This is a genomic window from Enterobacter sp. UPMP2060 (assembly GCF_053709655.1).
The window spans coordinates 86886-105912 of the sequence record NZ_JBSKJQ010000002.1; the positions used below are offsets into that span (position 1 = coordinate 86886).

Sequence of the window (19027 nt, forward strand, 5' to 3'; positions counted from 1 at the left end):
ACTGATGTCGCAACCCTTACTGAAAGTGACCGACCTGGCAAAAAGCTTTTCCGGCGTCTGGGCGCTGAGCAGCGCTCAGCTGACCGTCGGCAGCGGCGAAATTCACGCCCTGCTGGGGGAAAACGGGGCGGGAAAATCCACGCTGCTGAAGGCGCTCGCGGGCGCGCAGCCGCAAACGCGCGGGGATATCTGGTTCAACGGCGAAACGCTGCCGGTGGACGACTCCCCGGTGGCGCGCCAGAACAAGGGCATTATCACCATCTATCAGGAATTCAACCTGCTGCCCAACATGACCGTCGCGGAAAACATGTTTCTCGGCCGCGAGCCGCGCAGGCGTAACCTGATCGTCGACGAAAGGGCGGTCAACCAGGAGGCGCAGGTCATTCTCGATTACCTCCAGCTGAACGTTGCGCCGACCACGCCTGTCGCCCGCCTGAGCGTCGCCCAGCAGCAGATGGTGGAGATCGCCCGGGCGCTGACCCTCAACGCCCGGTTAATCATTATGGACGAACCTTCCGCCGCGCTGAGCGACAGCGAGGTGGAAAGCCTGCACCGCGTGGTTCGGGAGCTTAAAAACCGCGGCGTGAGCATTATTTATGTTACCCACCGTTTGCACGAAGTTTTCCAGCTCTGCGATCGCTTCACCGTTTTCCAGGACGGCCGCTTTACCGGCACCGGCGCGGTGGCGGAGACCAACGTCGAACAGCTGATCCGCCTGATGGTCGGGCGCGACGTAGCCTTTAACCGTCGCCCCGCCAGCGAAACCCATCATGAAGACAAACCCGTCCGCCTGGCGGTGAAGGGGCTGAGCCGCGAAAAGCCGCCGCTGGATCCGCACGGCATCGCCCTGCACGACATCAGCTTCCACGTCCACGCCGGGGAAGTTCTGGGCATTGCCGGGCTGGTGGGCGCGGGACGTACCGAAGTGGCGCGCTGCCTGTTTGGCGCAGACGCCTTTACCTCGGGGAGTTTTGAGCTGGACGGCGTGCCGTACCAGCCGCGCGACCCGCTGTATGCCCTCGATCAGGGCGTGGCGCTGGTGCCGGAAGATCGCAAAAAAGAGGGGGCGGTGCTGGGGCTGTCGATCCGCGACAACCTGTCGCTCTCCTGTCTCTCCTCGCTGCTGCAGTGGCGCTGGTTCGTGAACACCCGCAAAGAGGACGATCTGATTGAGTCCTACCGCAAGGCGCTGCAGATCAAAATGGTCAACAGCGCGCAGGAGGTGCGCAAGCTCTCCGGCGGCAACCAGCAAAAGGTGATCCTCGCGCGCTGCATGGCGCTCAACCCGCGGGTGCTGATCGTCGATGAGCCGACGCGCGGCATCGACGTGGGGACCAAATCGGAAGTGCACCAGGTGCTGTTTGACATGGCGAAAAAGGGCGTGGCGGTGATCGTGATCTCCTCCGATCTGCCTGAGGTGATGGCGGTGTCCGACCGGATCATCACCCTCAGCGAAGGCCGGGTGACCGGCGAGATCCACGGCGACGACGCTAACGAAGAACGGCTGATGACGATGATGGCCATCAACCACAACGCCCTGAACGCGGCATAACGGAGTTTCTCATGACGCAGATGATTTCTAAAACGCAGGCCCCGGTCAAACGCGCCGGACGCATCGATCCCATCGCCTTCTTCGAGCGCTTCGGGGTGCTGATTTTCATGATCCTGCTGCTGATCTTCTTCCAGTCGCAGAACAGCAACTTTTTCTCTGAACGCAATATTTTCAACATCCTGACCGAAGTGTCCATCTACGGGATCATGGCCGTGGGGATGACCTTCGTCATTCTGACCGCCGGGATCGACCTCTCCGTGGGCTCCATTCTGGCGGTGTGCGCCATGACCGCGGCGTACGTCATTAAGGGCGACAACTTCACCACCGTCGACCCGAACGCCTGGGGCGGCATGAGCTGGCTGATCGGGCTGGGAATTTGTCTGGCGATGGGTACGGCGATTGGCTTCCTGCACGGCCTGGGCGTCACCCGCCTGCGCCTGCCGCCGTTCATCGTCACCCTCGGCGGGATGACCATCTGGCGCGGCCTGACGCTGGTGATTAACGACGGTGCGCCGATTGCCGGTTTCGACCCTGGCTACCGCTGGTGGGGACGCGGGGAGCTGCTCGGCATATCTATTCCTATCTGGATCTTCGCCATCGTCGCCGTCGGCGGCTATCTGGCGCTGCATAAAACCCGCTGGGGCCGCTTTGTCTACGCCATCGGCGGCAACCCGGAGGCGGCGCGGCTGGCGGGGGTGAACGTCAAACGCGTGCTGGTCAGCGTCTACGTGCTGATTGGCTGTCTGGCGGGGCTGGCGGGCTTCATCCTGAGCGCACGTCTGGGAAGCGCCGAGGCGGTGGCCGGGATCTCCTTTGAGCTGCGCGTCATCGCCTCGGTGGTGATCGGCGGCACCTCGCTGATGGGCGGCTACGGGCGCATCGGCGGCACCATTATCGGCTCCATCATTATGGGCATTCTGATTAACGGCCTGGTGCTGATGAACGTCTCGGCCTACTACCAGCAGATTATCACCGGATTAATTATCGTTCTGGCGGTGGCATTCGATACCTATGCCAAAAGCCGTCGCGGCGCACTGTGAGGATCACGATGAAAGAGGTTCGTATTGGATTAATTGGCACCGGGTATATCGGCAAGGCGCACGCTATCGCCTATGCCCAGGCCCCGACGGTCTTCAACCTGCGCGGCAGGCTGGTGCGCGAGATGGTGGCGGAAGTCACGCCGGAGCTGGCGGCAGCGCGCGCGCAGGCGTTTGGCTTCAGCCGCTCCACGGGCGACTGGCGGGCGCTGGTGGCCGACCCGGCCATTGACGTGGTGGATATTTGTTCACCCAACCATCTGCATAAAGAGATGGCGCTGGAGGCGATCCGCCACGGCAAGCACGTCTACTCGGAGAAGCCGCTGGCGCTGAACGCCCACGACGCGCGTGAAATGGTTGAGGCTGCACAGCTGGCAGGAGTGAAAACCCTGGTGGGGTTCAACTACATGAAAAACCCGACGGCGCAGCTGGCGAAGGAGATTATCACGCGAGGCGAGATTGGCGAGGTGATCCACTTCTACGGCACCCACAACGAAGACTATATGGCCGATCCGCTCTCGCCCATTCACTGGCACTGCTTCAAAGAGACCGCCGGGCTGGGGGCGCTGGGCGACCTCGCGGCGCATATCGTCAACATGGCTCAGTACCTGGTGGGGGATATCGAGCAGGTCTGCGGCGATCTGAAGATCGTGGTCCCGGCGCGACCGGCGAAGGCCGGATCGTCTGAGATGATTGCCGTTGAAAACGAGGATCAGGCCCACGCGATGGTGCGCTTCGCGGGCGGGGCGCAGGGCGTGATTGAAACCTCCCGCGTTGCCTGCGGACGCAAGATGGGGCTCTCGTACGTCATCACCGGAACGAAAGGCGCCATCAGCTTCACCCAGGAGCGCATGGCCGAGCTGAAGCTCTATCTGCATGACGATCCGGTGAACCGCCAGGGGTTCCGCACGCTGCTCGTCGGCCCGGCGCACCCGGACTACGCCGCGTTCTGCATGGGCGCGGGACACGGGATTGGCTTTAACGATCAAAAAACGGTGGAGGTGCGCGACCTGGTGGACGGGATAGCCGCCGACGCGCCGATGTGGCCGGACTTCGAAGAGGGCTGGAAGGTGTCGCGCGTGCTGGACGCGATTGCGCTCTCGCACCGGGAAGGCCGCTGGCTGAATGTGAACGACATTGTCTGATGAGGTATCAACGTGGAAAAGCAGTTTGATGTGATATGCATGGGCCGCGTGGCGGTAGACCTCTACAGTCAGCAGATTGGTGCCCGTCTGGAGGACGCGTCCAGCTTCGCCAAATACCTCGGCGGGTCGTCGGGTAACGTGGCGTACGGCACCGCGCGTCAGGGTTTACGTTCGTCGATGCTGGCGCGCGTCGGCGATGAACATATGGGCCGCTTCCTGCGGGAAGAGCTCAACCAGGTGGGCTGCGATACCAGCCATCTGATTACCGATAAACAACGACTTACGGCGCTGGTGCTCCTCGGCATTAAAGACCGGGACACCTTTCCTCTGATTTTTTATCGCGATAACTGCGCGGATATGGCGATTACCGCCAGCGATGTGGACGAAAGCTACATTGCCTCCGCACGTTGTCTTGCCATCACCGGGACTCACCTTTCTCATCCGCAGACCCGCGAGGCGGTGCTGACGGCGCTGGGCTATGCCCGCCGTCACGGCGTGCGCACGGTGCTGGACATCGACTATCGTCCGGTGCTGTGGGGGCTAACCTCCTTAGGCGACGGCGAAACGCGTTTTATCGCCGCCGAGAAGGTCACCCGCGAGCTGCAGGAGGTGCTGCACCTCTTCGACGTCATTGTAGGCACCGAAGAGGAGTTTCACATTGCGGGCGGCAGCACGGATACCCTGCAGGCGCTAGGACAGGTGCGTGCCGTCAGTGACGCAGCGCTGGTCTGCAAACGCGGGGCGCTCGGCTGCTCGGTCTATACCGACGCTATTCCGTCCCGGCTGGACGACGGCCTGACGGTGACCGGCGTGCGCGTGGAGGTGCTGAACGTCCTCGGGGCGGGGGACGCGTTTATGTCCGGCCTGCTGCGCGGCTACCTGAACGACGAAGGCTGGGAGCAGGCGTGCCGCTACGCCAACGCCTGCGGCGCGCTGGTGGTCTCGCGCCACGGCTGCGCCCCGGCGATGCCGAGCAAAATCGAGCTGGATGACTATCTTTCCCGCGCCGCGAACGTGCCGCGCCCGGATCTCGACCCGCGTCTTAACCATCTCCACCGGGTGACCACCCGCCGCCGCGAATGGCCGGAGCTGTGCGTGATGGCCTTCGACCACCGCAGCCAGCTTGAGGATATGGCGATGCAGTGCGGCGCGTCGCTTAAGCGCATTCCGGCGCTGAAGCAGCTGATCCTGCAGGCCAGCCGCGAGGCGGCGAGCCGCGCCGGGCTGGAGGGCAAAGCCGGTCTTCTGTGCGACGGCACCTTTGGTCAGGACGCGCTGAACGCCATCACCGGGGAAGGGTGGTGGATTGGTCGTCCCATCGAGCTGCCGGGTTCCCGGCCGCTGGAGATGGAGCACGGCAACATCGGCACCCAGCTTATCAGCTGGCCGCAGGAGCACGTGGTGAAGTGCCTGGTCTTCTTCCACCCGGAAGATGCCCACGGCCTGCGCCTGGAGCAGGAGCAGAAAATCGCCGAGGTGTACCACGCCTGCTGCCGGTCCGGGCACGAGCTGCTGCTGGAGGTGATCCTGCCTGCGACCATGCCGCGCAGCGACGAGCTCTACCTGCGCGCCATCTCCCGCTTCTACAACCTCGGCATTTACCCGGACTGGTGGAAACTGCCACCGCTCTCCGCCGACGGCTGGACGGCGCTGAGCGAGATTATCGAACGCCGGGACCCGCACTGCCGCGGGGTGGTGATCCTCGGCCTGGACGCTCCGGCGGAACAGCTGCGCGCCGACTTCAAAGCCGCAGCGGGGCAGACGGTAGTGAAAGGCTTCGCCGTGGGGCGCACGCTGTTTGGCGATGCCTCCCGCGCGTGGCTGAAGCACGATATTGACGATGCGCAGCTGGTGGCGCGCATCCGGGACAACTACCTGCAGCTTATCGCCTGGTGGCGCGAGCGCGGACACGCATAATGGAGACGACAATGAGTGTGCAATTAGGCATTAACCCGCTGACGTGGACGAACGACGATCTGCCTTCTCTCGGCGCGGAAACCTCGCTGGAAACCTGTCTGAGCGAAGGGAAAGAGGCCGGTTTTGCCGGCTTCGAACTGGGCAATAAATTCCCGCGCGAAGCGCGCCTGCTTGGCCCCATCCTGCAGCGTCACGACCTGCAGCTGGTCTCAGGCTGGTACTCCGGCCGCCTGCTGGAGCGCAGCGTGGAGGAGGAGATCGCCGCCGTGCAGCCGCACCTGACGCTGCTGCGCGAGCTGGGGGCGAAGGTGCTGGTGTTTGCGGAAGTGAGCGGCTGCATTCACGGCGAGCAGCAGACCCCGGTGCATCTGCGCCCGCGCTTCCCGCAGGAACGCTGGAAGGAGTACGGCGAGAAGCTCACCGAATTTGCCCGCTATACGCAGCAGCAGGGCGTGCAGATTGCCTACCATCACCATATGGGCACGGTGATTGAGTCTGCCGAGGACGTGGACAACCTGATGACTCACACCGGGGAGGCGGTCGGACTGCTGCTGGATACCGGCCATCTGACCTTTGCCGGGGCCGATCCGCTGGCGGTGGCGCAGCGCTGGGCGTCGCGCATCAATCACGTTCACTGCAAAGACGTGCGCGCCGACGTGCTGGCGGACGTGAAAAACCGCAAAACCAGCTTCCTCGATGCGGTGCTGAGCGGCGTGTTTACCGTGCCGGGCGACGGCTGCGTCGATTACCCACCGATTATGCGGCTGCTGAAGGCGCAGGATTATCACGGCTGGCTGGTGGTCGAGGCCGAGCAGGATCCGGCGATTGCCCATCCGCTGACCTACGCCCGTCTGGGGTATAACAACCTGAGCCGCCTGGCGCGCGACGCCGGACTGATTTGAGGAGGGAACATGTCACGTCTGTTATCACGCTGGCAACAGCCGAACGCGGAGGGGCGCACCCAGTGTGTTACACCGGAAAGCGCGGGGTGGGGCTACGTCGGCTTTGAGGCGTATGAGCTGCAGGAGGGGCAGACGCTGACGCTGCCCGCCGTCAGCGAAGAGCGCTGCCTGGTGCTGGTCGCCGGACGCGCCTCCATCCGCACCCCTTCCGCGCAGTTTAACGATATCGGCGAGCGGATGAGCCCCTTCGAGCGCATTAAACCGTGGGCGGTGTACGTCGCCTCGCAGGAGTCGGTGCAGGTGAAGGCGCTGACGACGCTGGAGCTGGCGGTCTGCGCCGCGCCGGGCAAAGGCACGTATCCGACGCGGCTGATTGCCCCGCAGGATATCGACGGTGAAGCGCGCGGCAAAGGTCACAACCAGCGCTACGTGCATAACATTTTGCCGGAAGACAGGCCCGCCGACAGCCTGCTGGTGGTGGAGGTGTGGACCAGTGAGGGCTGCACCAGCTCGTACCCGAGCCACAAGCACGACACGGATAACCCGCCGCAGGAGACCTATCTGGAGGAGACCTACTACCATCGTCTCAACCCGGAGCAGGGGTTCTGCATGCAGCGCGTCTACACCGATGACAGAACGCTGGATGAGTGTATGGCGGTCTATAACCGTGACGTGGTGATGGTGCCGAAGGGCTACCACCCGGTCGCGACGATGGCCGGGTATGACAGCTACTACCTCAACGTGATGGCCGGCCCGGTGCGCAAATGGATGTTCACCTGGGAAGAGGACCACGCGTGGATTAATCGGGATTATCCCGCGGACAGCGGTGGCTAGCGCGGGTTAGCCACCAGAACACCAGCGCCAGCAGGCTGACCGAGGCGCCAAGCAGGCAGACGCCCGGCCAGCCGGCACAGGCATACGTCATCGTTGTGCCGAGCGCGCCGAGCCCGCTGCCGACGGCATAAAACAGCATGTAAAGCCCGACCAGCCGGCTGTGCGCCTCGGGACGGGTGCGGAAAATCATGCTCTGATTAGTGACGTGCAGCGCCTGACCGCCCAAGTCGAGCAGTATGATGCCGATAAGCAAGATCCCGAGTGAACGCTCCATCAGCGACAAGGGCCACCAGGCTAACAGTAAGATACTCAGCGCCGCCGCGCTGGTGCGTTGGGCATATCCCCGATCGGCCCAGCGTCCTGCCCGGCCAGCCGCCAGCGCGCCCACCGCGCAAGCCAGTCCAAACGCGCCAATCGCTGTATGCGAAAAGTTAAACGGCGGTGCGCTCAGCGGCAGCACCAGCGCGCTCCAGAAAATGTTGAACGATGCAAACATCAGCAGCGCCAGCACGCCGCGTATCTGCAGCACTTTTTCCTGCCGCAGCAGCGTGAGCATTGAGCCAATCAGCCGCGGGTAGCTCATCGTGGCAGTGACGGCTGGCAGGGCGGGGAGTCGCCACCACAGAGGTAACGCAATCATGAGCATCAGCGCGGCAGCACAAAGATAGACCCCGCGCCAGCCCGCGATATCGCTGATGCCACCGGCAAAGACGCGAGCGAGCAGCAAACCTGTGAACACGCCGCCCTGTGCCGCGCCGACAACGCGTCCCTGTTCATGGGGCGACGCGGCGCTGGCGGCGTAGGCGATCAGCCCCTGCGTCATGGCCGTGCCCAACATACCTGTCGCAAGCATACCGATAAGCAGCGCTGAAGAGGACTGTGCCATGCTGACGGAAACCAGCGCCACCACCAGAGCAATCAGCTGTACTGCCATGAGTCGTCGACGATCCACTTTGTCACCCAGAGGAACGAGAAGCAAAAGAGCCAGCGCGCAGCCAATTTGTGTCGCGGTCACCACGCCCCCCACGGCCGCATGGCTGATGCCGAAATCGTTCGCCAGCGCGTCAAGCAAAGGCTGGGCGTAATAGACGTTTGCCACGCTTAGGCCGCTGGCGGTGGCGAACAGCCAGACCATGCTGCGCGGCATGTCGGCTGAAGGAAGGGCTGACGTCAGTGACATATTCAAAATCCTCGTCTGTGATAACCTGGTTTTAAAATGAAACTGGTTGAATGCTAGGCTAAGCAGTTTTAAAATGCAACTAGTTATAGGGTGGCCTTTGCGAGGAAAACAGGTGATGTCCCGAAATACGGTAAAAGAGGAATATTGTCCCGTTGCCCGCAGCGTTGACCTGCTCGGGGATCGCTGGTCGCTTCTCATTGTGCGTAATGCGTTTGACGGCATGACGCGCTTCGGGGATTTTCAGCGCAGCCTTGGGGTGGCGCGCAACATCCTTTCTGACCGGCTTCGCAAGCTGGTTGAGGCGGACATCCTGACGTTACAGGGGGCATCGGACGGCACGGCTTATCAGGAATATGTTCTGACCGACAAAGGCGAACGTCTTTTCCCCGTGATCGTGGCGCTGCGTCAGTGGGGAGAGCAAAATCTGTTTTCACAGGGCGAGCGTCACTCGCTGCTGGTCGACAGGCGGACGGGCAGGCCGGTTCCCTTTATGGCGCCAGCAGCGCATGACGGCACTGCGCTGCTGCCGGTGGATACGGAAGTGCAGAAGATCGAATGAGTCACTCCGGTTAATTACCGCTTATCGCCTGCTCAATCGTCCGGGCAACGATCTGCGGCTGGCTCACCATCGACACGTGGCTTGCCGCCACCTCGGCGGTTTTCGCATGGATCGTCTTCGCCATCGCCCGTTCAAGATCGGGGTTGATCATTCGGTCATTCTTGCTGACCACATACCAGCTCGGTTTATCATGCCACGCCGCGTGGGCGACCTTTTCACCAAACGCCTCGGCCTTAATCGGCCCCTGCGTGGCTGCTATGGTGTTTTGAATGTCTGGCTTCACGTCAGGCGCGAAGTCCTTTCTGACGGCTCCTGTCGGCAGGTATAAATAGCCGTCCGCCGTTTTAGCAATGCCCGCGCTGCCCGGCGGGGCAGGGAAACTTCCTGCCAGATCCGCCGTCAACTGGCCGGAATCCGGCGCGAACGCCGCCACGTACACCAGCGATTTTACCCGCGCATCGTTGCCCGCCTCGCTAATCACGGTGCCGCCCCAGGAGTGGCCCACCAGCACCACGTCACCCTGGGCGCGGGCGATGGCCCGCCGCGTGGCCGCAACGTCATCCTTAAGCGACGTGAGCGGGAGCTGGACGGCAATGACCTCGGCGTGCTGCTTCTGCAACAGGGTAATCACCTTATTCCAGCTGCTGCCGTCGGCAAACGCGCCGTGCACCAGCACGACGCTGGTTTTACTCTGCGCAAAGGCGCTGGCGGAAACCGCCAGCAGGCCTGCCGTCACTACAGACAGTGCTTTCATCTTCAGACTCCTTAAAAGTGGTGGACCGTCGCGTGGGGCGGGACGGTGAATTCAACGGTTTTGTGGTCGAGCGGCTTGTGCGTCGGGTCGGCCAGAATAATCGTCACCTTGTGTTTACCGGCGGGCAGCCCCACGAGGATCACCGGCTCTCCGCTGGCGTCAGCCCAGTGCCACGGCGCGTCATCCACCACCACGTGAATGTGACCGATGCGCGGCGTGACCTTGAGCGCCTCGGGGCCGAATACCGGCTCGATACGCAGGTTTTCGGCACGGTACTGGATAAACACCGCGCCTTTGCTCAGCGGCCCGGCAAGCGGGGGATCGACTATCAGCTTTGCGGGCGGCTGCGGCTGCGCCAGTGGCGCAACGGCTGCGGGGCCGTTAACGTCCTCTGCGCTCAGGTTATCCAGCGGCGTGGTCCGGGCATGGGCTACAGAGGCCAGGAATAGCAGGGGGAAAAGTGCATAGCGACGAATCATGGGTTCTCTCCTTATCGGTTGTGAATGACGACAGGGAAAGAAAACCATTTTTATGTATCGGAGATATTTGCCGGAGGCGGCGTTTTGTACCCGTTTGTCAGCGTGGCGCTCTGGATACAGTGCGATACGGTTTGCCTGCCTGGACGACGCACAATCGCTATCGCCAGCCCGGCAATCACCAGCGTCAATCCCGTTGATACCCACATTGCACCTGCGATCCCCAGCGTTTTATTCAGCCACGCATAGGCAAACGGTGAGGCTGCCGCCATCAGCTGGCCTGGGATAAGCAGCATCCCCGTGCGGCGGGCATAGCTTTCGGTGCTAAACAGCTCCAGCGGCAGGGTGGCTTTTACGATGGTGACCAGCCCGTTGATGGCGCCGTAGCCCAGCACAAACCCGGCCGCACACCACGCAAACAGGGCGCTGCTCATCCCCAGAAGAAAGCAGAGCGGCATGGCGAGCGCGGTAAAAAGCGTCAGTTTGAAGGGGGTTAAGCGGGCACCCGCCAGCACTTCCAGCGAGCGGGCGCCCGTCTGGCCGACTCCCCACAGCATGCCGATGGCGACCGGCAGGCCGAAGTGGGCAATAAACTCCGGCAGATGGGTGGAGGTGCCGTTAGAGACAAAGGTGATGAGGGCAATGAAGGCAGCATAAAGCCAGGCGTTACGCCGCTCGTTGTTAAGAGGCGGCGCGGTGACCTTTGTCGTCACCGTCAGCCGCTGCCGGGGAAGCGTTCGAATCAGCATCGCGCTCAGCAGGCCGAAGAGCGCGTAGACGCGCAGCGCCTCCTGCCAGCTCATGACCTGAAGCAGAGCATCGCCCAGCGGCCAGAAAACGGCGGAGGCCAGCCCGCCCGCCAGCGTGACGCGTGAGATTGTTCTTCGCGCCTGCTGCCCGTAGAGGTTTACCAGCGCGGCGAACAGCGCGTCGTACAGCGACAGGCGCATCCCTACGCCGCCGATCAGCCAGGCGCAGTACCAGCCAAAAAGCGTCTGGGTATACGCCATCCCTGCGCAGCTTGCGGCGATCAGCAACGTGCCGCTCATCACCACCGTCTGACCGCCAAAGCGTGCCAGCAGGCGGGCGACAAACGGAGAAACCGCCGCCATCACCAGCATCGCCAGCGTCAGGCCGAGGTAAATCTGCGGTGATGGCCACCCCCGGTCGGCTGAAATCGCCATTGCAAAGGTGCCGGGCATATAAAACGAGATCCCCCAGTTGATAAGCTGATTACATCCCGCCATGAGGGCGAGGCGGCGAGGCAGGGCGGGTGTTTCCATTGTTTTTCATTCCGTTATGCAGTTGTCCTGAGCATAACTCGCGCGCTATTGTGCTGGCAGGGCAGCAACCTTATGCGCGGTATAAGAGAAACTTTGAATGACAACGCTTAATCTGGGCTATCTCGCCACCTTCCGTCTGGTGATCCAGCGCGGCAGCTTTTCAGCGGCAGCGGATGTGCTGGGTATTTCCCAGCCCGCCGTCAGCCTGCAAATACGTCAGCTGGAGCAGTTTCTGCAAACGCGGCTGGTGGAGCGTACCGGGCGGGGGATTAAGGCTACGGCTGCCGGGCAGGCGTTGCTGGCGCATGGGGAGCGTATTCAGCAGGCGGTGGATGACGCCATCCGGTCCGTGAGCGCATTCAGCCACGATGTGAGCGGCACTATTACGCTTGGCACGGGGGCAACGGCCTGCATCCATCTTCTGCCGCCGCTGCTGGAGAAGCTGCGTCGAGACTATCCGCTCCTGAGCGTGGGGGTGACGACGGGCAACACCCTCGACATCGTCAGGGCCATCGAAGAGAACCGGCTCGATATGGGGCTGGTGACGCTGCCGGTGAGCGGCAGAGCGCTGGACGTCATGCCGGTAATGGACGAAGAGTTTGTTTTTATCGCGTCGCGGGAGCAGCAGGATGCGTTCAGGGATTTTACCCCGGAGGCGCTGCACGCTCAGCCGCTGATTGCCTTTGAATCAGGCAGCGGTACCCGGGCGCTGATCGATGGCTGGTTTGCGGCTAATGGATTAGCGATCGCACCGGTGATGCAGCTTGGCAGCATCGAGGCGATCAAACGCATGGTTCGCGCGGGGCTGGGCTACAGTATTGTGCCGCGAATGGCGGTCGAACAGGATGCCGATCGCGAAGGGCTATGCGTGATGTCGCTTACGCCCATGCTGCAGCGGCAGCTGGCGGTGGTAATGCGACAGGATAAAATCCTCAGCAAAGGGATCGCGGCCATTATTCGGCTCGTGCAGCATCCTGCGGCTGTTTAGCGATCGGCGGTCAGGCTGGATTGCTGCGACTGGGTTTTGTCCTGATGGTGGTACCAGGCGCCAATTGAAGAGTAAACGAAGCGGCCAAAGAAAAACAGGAAGCTGATGAGCAGTATGATGCGGGTCATTCGGGTATTAAATTGATGTCGTTTGCGCATACGCGTGACCTGACTCACTCTGTTTTTCCTGGATAAGCCCTTTTGGGCGACAAGGATATTAAGGCACAGCGGGAAGGCGGGGTCAATTCTGCTGTGTGTAAATAACCGTCAATGTTTACATTGATTAATGTTATTGAAATTAATTAATGCATTTACCATATTGATAATATGAAGAAAATAATTTCAAAAAAACGCCGCAAAAAGTTATTTGCGTAAAGTAGTTTGATTTAAGTCAACGGCTTCCCGGCCCTGATATTTAAAATCCTTCCTCCATACAGTTCGCCCCTCACCTTGCCGGGCGGCGCGTACGTCAGGTTGGATGCCTGTCTTTATTTTCCCTCTGGAGCGAAAGGGGTTTAACCGGGCATCTATGAACATTCTGGCTTTCCTGAAAAAAAATGAAAACCGCTGGTGGGCATTGCCGCTTATTTTGCCTGTGGTTTTACTTCCCGTGCTGAGCATTGCGAATACGTTCACGCAGCTGGGCGACGGCATTGCGGCACTCTATTATTTACCCCTCTCATTTTTGCTTTCGCTGATGATGTTCTTTGGCCTGGAAGCGCTGCCCGGGATCGTATTGTCGCTGTTTATCCGCTATTACCCGTCGGTCGGGATGTTTGAAACCGTCGCGGGGATCCTCCATTTTGTCGTCCCTTTAGTGCTCAGCTGGGGTGGCTACCGGGTGTTTGCGCCCAGACGGAATATGACCGCGTACGGCGACGTGCGGCTGATGGCGCAGCGCATCTTCTGGCAGGCGTTCTGCCCCGCGACGCTGTTTCTAGTGCTGTTTCAGTTTGCGGTGTATTTAGGCGTGTATGAGAGCCGTCAGAGCCTTGCGGGATTAAATCCCCTCAATATTCGCACGCTCATCAACTATCAGACGCTGCTGGTCAGCGGTCTGACGGGCGTGCCGCTGAGCTATCTGCTGATCCGCCTGCTTCGTCATCCGCGCTATATCAGAAGCCTTCTCTCGCAGATCCGTTCCGAGATAGACAAAAAGGTGACGGTCGTTGAGTTGTTGGTGTGGGCTATCGCGCTTGGCGGGCTGCTTTCGCTGCTGCTGCTTCCGATGAATGAGAACAGCTCCATTTTCACCACCAACTACACTCTTTCCCTGCTTATGCCGGTGATGCTCTGGGGCGCGATGCGTTTTGGCTATAAGCTGATTTCGCTTATCTGGACGCCGATACTGCTGGTGTCTATTCACTATTTTTACCGCTATATCCCGGTGAATCCGGGGTATGACATTCAGCTTGCGATCACCTCTTCCAGTTACCTGGTCTTCTCGTTCGTGGTGATTTATATGTCGATGCTGGCGACACGGCAGCGCGCGGCGAACAAACGCTCCCGCAGGCTGGCGCTGCTTGACCCGGTCGTCCATATGCCTAACCTGCGGGCGCTGTCGCGCGATCTGGCGAAAAACCCGTGGTCGGCGCTCTGCCTGCTGCGCATTCCGGAGCTGGAAATCCTGGGCCGAAATTACGGCGTGTTGCTGCGGATTCAGTACAAGCAGCAGCTGGCGCAGTGGGTAAATGGCATTCTTCAGCCCAATGAGCTGGTGTATCACCTGACCGGGTATGACCTGGCGGTACGGCTTAACGCGGAATCGCACCAGCAGCGGATTGAAGCCCTGGACGAGCATATCAAGCAGTTCCGCTTTGTCTGGGACGGCATGCCGCTGCAGCCGCAGGTGGGCGTGAGCTATTGCTATGTCCGGTCCCCGGTTAACCATCTTTATCTGGTGCTGGGCGAGCTGGGCGTGGTTGCCGACCTGTCGCTCTCCTCCAACCATCCGGAAAATCTTCAGCAGCGTGGGGCCGTCCATTTGCAGCGCAACCTGAAGGATAAAGTCGCGATGATGAGCCGCCTGCAAAAGGCGCTTGATAACGACGAATTCACCCTGCTGGTTCAACCCGTTCGCGGCATGCGTGGCGATTGCTATCACGAAGTCCTGCTCCGGATGCCGGATATCAACGGGCTATTGATCTCCCCCGACCAGTTCCTGCCCGTCGCGCAGGAGTTTGGCCTGTCTTCGCGGGTAGATTTGTGGGTGCTCGAGCACACCCTGCGCTTCCTGGCCGCGCATCGCGAAAGACTGCCCGGCCAGCGCTTTGCCATTAATCTGGCCCCGTCGACCGTGTGTCGGGTGCAGTTTCCGCTTGAGGTGAGTCGCCTGCTGGCGAAATACGCCATTGAGCCGTGGCAGCTGATCTTTGAAGTGACGGAGTGCAGCACCTTTTGCAATGCGGAGCAGGCGCTACACATCCTCCGGCAGCTGCAGAAAATGGGGGTACGTATTGCAATTGATGATTTTGGCACCGGCTATGCGAGCTATGCGCGGCTGAAAAGCGTGGACGCGGATATTCTCAAGATTGACGGCAGCTTTATTCGCAATATCGTCAACAACAGCCTGGATTATCAGATTGTGGCGTCTATCTGCCATCTGGCGCGCATGAAGAAAATGCTGGTGGTGGCGGAGTATGTCGAAAGCGAAGAGATACGTAGCGCGGTTCACGCGCTAGGCATCGATTATGTGCAGGGTTATCTGATTGGCAGACCGGCACCGCTTGAGTCGCTGCTGGAAGCAGAGGCGTCCACTGCGGACGCCTGAGCCGTTACGCGGCGACGTCGGCGCTCTCTTCTTCAATTTTGAGCAGCCAGCCGGTGACCGCTTCCCAGTACTGCTGCTCTTTTTCCAGATCCAGCAGGACCAGCGCGTTCTGACTAAACCAGTCGTGCGGGAAGCTCAGCGTCCAGTGGTGGTCGTCGGTTTTAAGCTTCAGCGTGGGCGGCGTGGTGGTGGCCTGACGCTGGTTATTGAGCAGCACGCCCAGACGCAGCAGCTGAATAAGCGGCAGAAACTGTTTTTTCTTGAACAGCGTAAAGCGCGGCAGGTCGTCGAGCTTGATGGCCTTGCGGTGATAACGCACCAGGGTCGCCATCATGGTTTGCTGCTCCTGGTTGAAGCCAGGCAGATCGCTGTTTTGCAGAATGTAGGCCGAATGGCGGTGCATCCCGCTGTGGTTGATGTTCAGCCCCACCTCGTGCAGCATCGCGGCCCATTTCAACAGCGCGGCAAGCTGCGGGTGCGCGAGCTTCGGATTCTGCTCCTGCCACTGTTCGTACATCTGCACCGTGGTGTCCAGCACGCGCTTCGCCTGTTCACGGTCGATGTTGTACTGGTTGGCCAGGCTTTGCGCGGTGCGGCTGCGAATATCCTGATGGCGGAAACGGCCTTCCATCTCATACAGCACGCCTTCACGCAGCGCGCCGTCCGACAGACGCAGCTCTTTTATGGCGAGGGCATCAAACACGCCGCAGAGAATAGCCAGCCCCGGCACGAATACCGCTTTACGCTCGTCGGAAAGACCCGGCAGGCTTAAGGCGTCAAAACTTTTATGCTTCAGCACTTCTTCGGTCAGCAACGTCAGGCGTTCGGGCGTGATAAACCCGTCTTTTTCACCCATCGCCAGCAGCACTTCATGCGCCGCCTTGATGGTGCCCGACGCGCCCAGCGCCACGTTCCAGCCCTGAATACGGTACTGCCAGGCCAGATTTTCCAGCTTCTGGACAGCGGCCATACGCGCGCGCTGGAAGTTCTCGCGGGTGATGGTGCCACCCGGGAAATACATCTGCGCGAAGCTGACGCAGCCCATACGGCGGCTTTCCACCAGGCGCGGCTCAAAGTCTTCGCCGATCACCAGCTCCGTTGAGCCACCGCCGATATCGATAACCAGCTTGCGCCCTTTTTCCGGCTGGGTGTGCTCAACGCCCATGAAAATCAGACGTGCTTCCTCGTTACCGGAGATGATCTCAATCGGGTAGGGGATCACTTTTTCGGCCCGCTTGAGGAACTCCGGGGCGTTCAGGGCCTGGCGCAGGGTGTGAGTGCCCACGATGCACACGCTGGAAGGCGAGAAGCCCTGCAGGCGTTCAGCAAACAGCGACAGGCAGTTTAACCCGCGCTCCATCGCCTCTTCGCTGAGCATGCTGCGTTCATCAAGACCATCCGCCAGGTGTACGCGCTGCTTCAGACGACCGATTATCTGCAGCGCGCCATCCACCTCACGGGCGATGACCATGTGGAAACTGTTAGAGCCAAGGTCGACCGCGGCGAATTCCTGCGGGCGTGGGGTCTTATCATTTATCGGCATAGGTTAATCGGGTTGCTCGAGTGATTTGATATAGTCGTAAATCGCCAGTTGCGACCGCACTTTGCGGCGGTTGCCGCGCGGTACATAGCGGTTACTGAGTTCTTTGTCGATATAGCGTGCTTTCACGGTATCGCTGAACAGAATCTCGATGATGTCGAGGATCTGCTGCTTCAGACGCGGATCCAGCAGCGGTGCCGCGACTTCAATACGGTAGTCAATATTGCGCGTCATCCAGTCTGCCGAAGAGAGATAGACCTGTTTATCACCCGCATTATCAAAAATATAGATCCGATCGTGTTCCAGGTAACGGTCAACAATGCTGATCACACGAATATTGTCGCTGATGCCTTCCAGTTCCGGGATCAGCGAGCACATGCCGCGGATCAGCAGGTTAACCGGCACGCCGGAGCTGGACGCTGCATACAGCCTGTCCACCAGCCCTTTGTCGACAAGGTTGTTAAGCTTCAGCGTGATGCCGGACGACAGCCCTTTCTGGGCATTGGCGATCTCTTTATCGATCATATCGTACAGCAGGCGGCGCGAGTTCTGCGGCGAGACCAGCAGATAGTCAAAGCTCACCGGACGGTACGGGTTTTCGATAAAGTTAAAGACCCGGCGCACTTCGTTAGTGATGCGGGCGTCGGCGGTTAAGAGCGAGTAGTCGGTATAAATTCGCGCCGTTTTCTCGTTAAAGTTCCCGGTACCGATGTGGGCATAACGCACTACATCGTCGCCCTCTTTACGGGAAATCAGGAACAGCTTGGCGTGAATTTTCAGCCCCGGCGCGGAGAAGATGACGTGCACACCGGCTTCCGTCAGACGGCGCGCCCAGTGGATGTTGGCCTCTTCGTCGAAGCGCGCCTGCAGCTCAACCACCACGGTGACCTTTTTGGCGTTGTGCGCCGCATGGATCATCGCGTCGATGATGCGGGAATCTTTTGCCACGCGGTAGATGTTGATTTTGATCGCCAGCACGCTCGGGTCGAACGAGGCCTGACGCAGCAGTTCGAGCACGTGCTCAAACGTGTGATACGGATAGTAAAGCAGCACGTCGCGTTCGCGAATGGCGTCGAATCCGTTGCGGAATTTATCGAACCACAGATGGCGCAGGCGCGGCAGCGGCTTGTTCACCAGATTGGCTTTGCCGACGTTCGGGAAGCCAATAAAGTCTTTAAAGTTGTGGTAACGACCGCCCGGCACGATGGAGTCATAGCGCGAAATGGTCAGTTTCTCGCGCAGCATCTCCACCATGGCGTCCGGCATATCGCGCTGATAGACAAAACGGACCGGCTCGGCCGTCAAGCGCTGTTTCAGGCTGGAGGACATCAGCTCCATCAGGCTGGCTTCCATCTCGTGCACCAGGTCATATTCGGCGTCACGGGTCATCTTCATCGAGTAGGCGTTTAACGCATCGTAATCGAAGAAGCCTTTGAAGATGTCGTCCAGGCAGTAGCGCAGGATGTTGTCCAGCAGGATCATCGGCTTGCGTCTGCGCGGGGTTTCCGGCGGCAGGTTCACAAAGCGCGGCACCTTGTCGGACGGGATCTCCAGCAGCGCGTAACGGATGGAATCACCGCGAATAATTTCCACCGCCAGGTAGGTGTAATCATCCTTCAGGAACTGAACCAGATCGGTTTCGCGGTTGATCAGAATCGGGGTAATGTGCTGGCGCAGATAGTGTTTGAAGTAGTGGCGCAGCCAGTTTTGTTGGTTAACGGAAAGCTGGCGTTCGTTAATCAGGAAGATTTGATTGCGCGCCATCTCCAGCAGCAGTTCGTTATACAGGCCGTCAAATTCCTGATCGGCTTTCAGCACGCGGGACTGGATTTTGCCCAGCAGATGCCGCGAGTGCGAGTTTAAGCCCTGTTCTTCGCTGATGATGATGCGTCTTTTCAGCTCGGCAAAGCGAACCTTGTAGAACTCATCCAGGTTGTTGGAATAAATGCCCAAAAAACGCATGCGCTCGATAAGCGGGTTACTTTTGTCTGCCGCTTCCTGGAGTACACGTTCGTTAAATGCTAACCAGCTTAGCTCTTTCTCGATATATAACTTTTCCTGACCCATTACAGCTCACACTCCAGTTCAATC

At 60.1% G+C, this 19027-nt stretch carries 16 protein-coding genes; 9 read left to right on the forward strand and 7 right to left on the reverse strand.

Going from position 1 to position 19027, the window contains the following annotated elements; all coding sequences use genetic code 11:
- Positions 1–4 precede the first annotated feature (4 nt).
- The 6 genes from ACWKXN_RS05835 to iolB are packed head-to-tail and all read left to right on the forward strand — an operon-like array spanning position 5 to position 7387.
- Positions 5–1552, forward strand: coding sequence for a sugar ABC transporter ATP-binding protein (locus ACWKXN_RS05835; RefSeq protein ID WP_047060733.1), 1548 nt, complete (start codon positions 5–7; stop codon positions 1550–1552).
- Positions 1553–1563: 11 nt separating this feature from the next.
- Entirely contained in the window at positions 1564–2592 is a 1029-nt protein-coding gene (locus ACWKXN_RS05840; RefSeq protein ID WP_028014045.1) for an ABC transporter permease, read from the forward strand.
- A gap of 8 nt (positions 2593–2600) precedes the next feature.
- Positions 2601–3734, forward strand: coding sequence for a Gfo/Idh/MocA family protein (locus ACWKXN_RS05845; protein ID WP_454543460.1), 1134 nt, complete (start codon positions 2601–2603; stop codon positions 3732–3734).
- A 12-nt stretch (positions 3735–3746) separates the two neighbouring features.
- Entirely contained in the window at positions 3747–5651 is a 1905-nt protein-coding gene (locus ACWKXN_RS05850) for a bifunctional 5-dehydro-2-deoxygluconokinase/5-dehydro-2-deoxyphosphogluconate aldolase (RefSeq protein ID WP_454543461.1), read from the forward strand.
- An 11-nt stretch (positions 5652–5662) separates the two neighbouring features.
- Complete coding sequence (gene iolE / locus ACWKXN_RS05855) at positions 5663–6553, forward strand: myo-inosose-2 dehydratase (RefSeq protein ID WP_087823096.1); 891 nt, start codon at positions 5663–5665, stop codon at positions 6551–6553.
- A 9-nt stretch (positions 6554–6562) separates the two neighbouring features.
- On the forward strand, positions 6563–7387 hold the full coding sequence (gene iolB / locus ACWKXN_RS05860) for a 5-deoxy-glucuronate isomerase (protein ID WP_454543462.1): 825 nt from the start codon (positions 6563–6565) through the stop codon (positions 7385–7387).
- On the opposite strand, the gene ACWKXN_RS05865 is transcribed toward iolB, so the two are convergent.
- Complete coding sequence (locus ACWKXN_RS05865; RefSeq protein ID WP_454543463.1) at positions 7353–8567, reverse strand: MFS transporter; 1215 nt, start codon at positions 8565–8567, stop codon at positions 7353–7355. The two genes, iolB and ACWKXN_RS05865, sit on opposite strands and share 35 nt — an antisense overlap.
- Positions 8568–8682: 115 nt before the next feature.
- Here ACWKXN_RS05865 and ACWKXN_RS05870 point away from each other — a divergent pair, with 115 nt between their 5' ends.
- On the forward strand, positions 8683–9126 hold the full coding sequence (locus ACWKXN_RS05870; RefSeq protein WP_247604354.1) for a winged helix-turn-helix transcriptional regulator: 444 nt from the start codon (positions 8683–8685) through the stop codon (positions 9124–9126).
- A gap of 10 nt (positions 9127–9136) precedes the next feature.
- Here the strand turns inward: ACWKXN_RS05870 and ACWKXN_RS05875 are convergent, their stop codons facing one another.
- Genes ACWKXN_RS05875 through ACWKXN_RS05885 form a run of 3 tightly spaced genes read right to left on the reverse strand, consistent with a single transcriptional unit; the run spans position 9137 to position 11639 of the window.
- A complete protein-coding gene (locus ACWKXN_RS05875) occupies positions 9137–9880 on the reverse strand; it encodes an alpha/beta fold hydrolase (protein WP_454543464.1) in 744 nt (247 codons plus the stop codon).
- 11 nt (positions 9881–9891) lie between these two features.
- Positions 9892–10359 carry a DUF6130 family protein gene (locus ACWKXN_RS05880; protein ID WP_454543465.1) on the reverse strand — a complete coding sequence of 156 codons (468 nt, stop codon included), beginning with the start codon at positions 10357–10359 and terminating at the stop codon, positions 9892–9894.
- Between the two features lie 50 nt (positions 10360–10409).
- The gene (locus tag ACWKXN_RS05885; protein WP_454543466.1) at positions 10410–11639 is read right to left on the reverse strand and encodes an MFS transporter; all 1230 of its coding nucleotides are present in this window, start codon (positions 11637–11639) and stop codon (positions 10410–10412) included.
- A 97-nt stretch (positions 11640–11736) separates the two neighbouring features.
- Here ACWKXN_RS05885 and ACWKXN_RS05890 point away from each other — a divergent pair, with 97 nt between their 5' ends.
- Complete coding sequence (locus ACWKXN_RS05890; protein WP_454543467.1) at positions 11737–12627, forward strand: LysR family transcriptional regulator; 891 nt, start codon at positions 11737–11739, stop codon at positions 12625–12627.
- Here the strand turns inward: ACWKXN_RS05890 and ACWKXN_RS05895 are convergent.
- A complete protein-coding gene (locus ACWKXN_RS05895; RefSeq protein WP_454543468.1) occupies positions 12624–12803 on the reverse strand; it encodes a YfgG family protein in 180 nt (59 codons plus the stop codon). The genes ACWKXN_RS05890 and ACWKXN_RS05895 overlap by 4 nt on opposite strands.
- A 352-nt stretch (positions 12804–13155) precedes the next feature.
- On the opposite strand from ACWKXN_RS05895, the gene ACWKXN_RS05900 reads away from it, so the two are divergent.
- Positions 13156–15396 (forward strand): EAL domain-containing protein, encoded by a 2241-nt coding sequence (locus tag ACWKXN_RS05900; protein ID WP_454543469.1) that lies wholly within the window; start codon positions 13156–13158, stop codon positions 15394–15396.
- Between the two features lie 4 nt (positions 15397–15400).
- On the opposite strand, the gene ppx is transcribed toward ACWKXN_RS05900, so the two are convergent.
- Together ppx and ppk1 are read right to left on the reverse strand one after the other, a co-directional pair.
- Entirely contained in the window at positions 15401–16939 is a 1539-nt protein-coding gene (gene ppx, locus ACWKXN_RS05905; RefSeq protein WP_023308773.1) for an exopolyphosphatase, read from the reverse strand.
- A gap of 3 nt (positions 16940–16942) precedes the next feature.
- Positions 16943–19003: a polyphosphate kinase 1 gene (ppk1, locus tag ACWKXN_RS05910; RefSeq protein WP_023332999.1), complete on the reverse strand. Its 2061-nt coding sequence runs from the start codon at positions 19001–19003 to the stop codon at positions 16943–16945.
- Between the last annotated feature and the right edge of the window lie 24 nt (positions 19004–19027).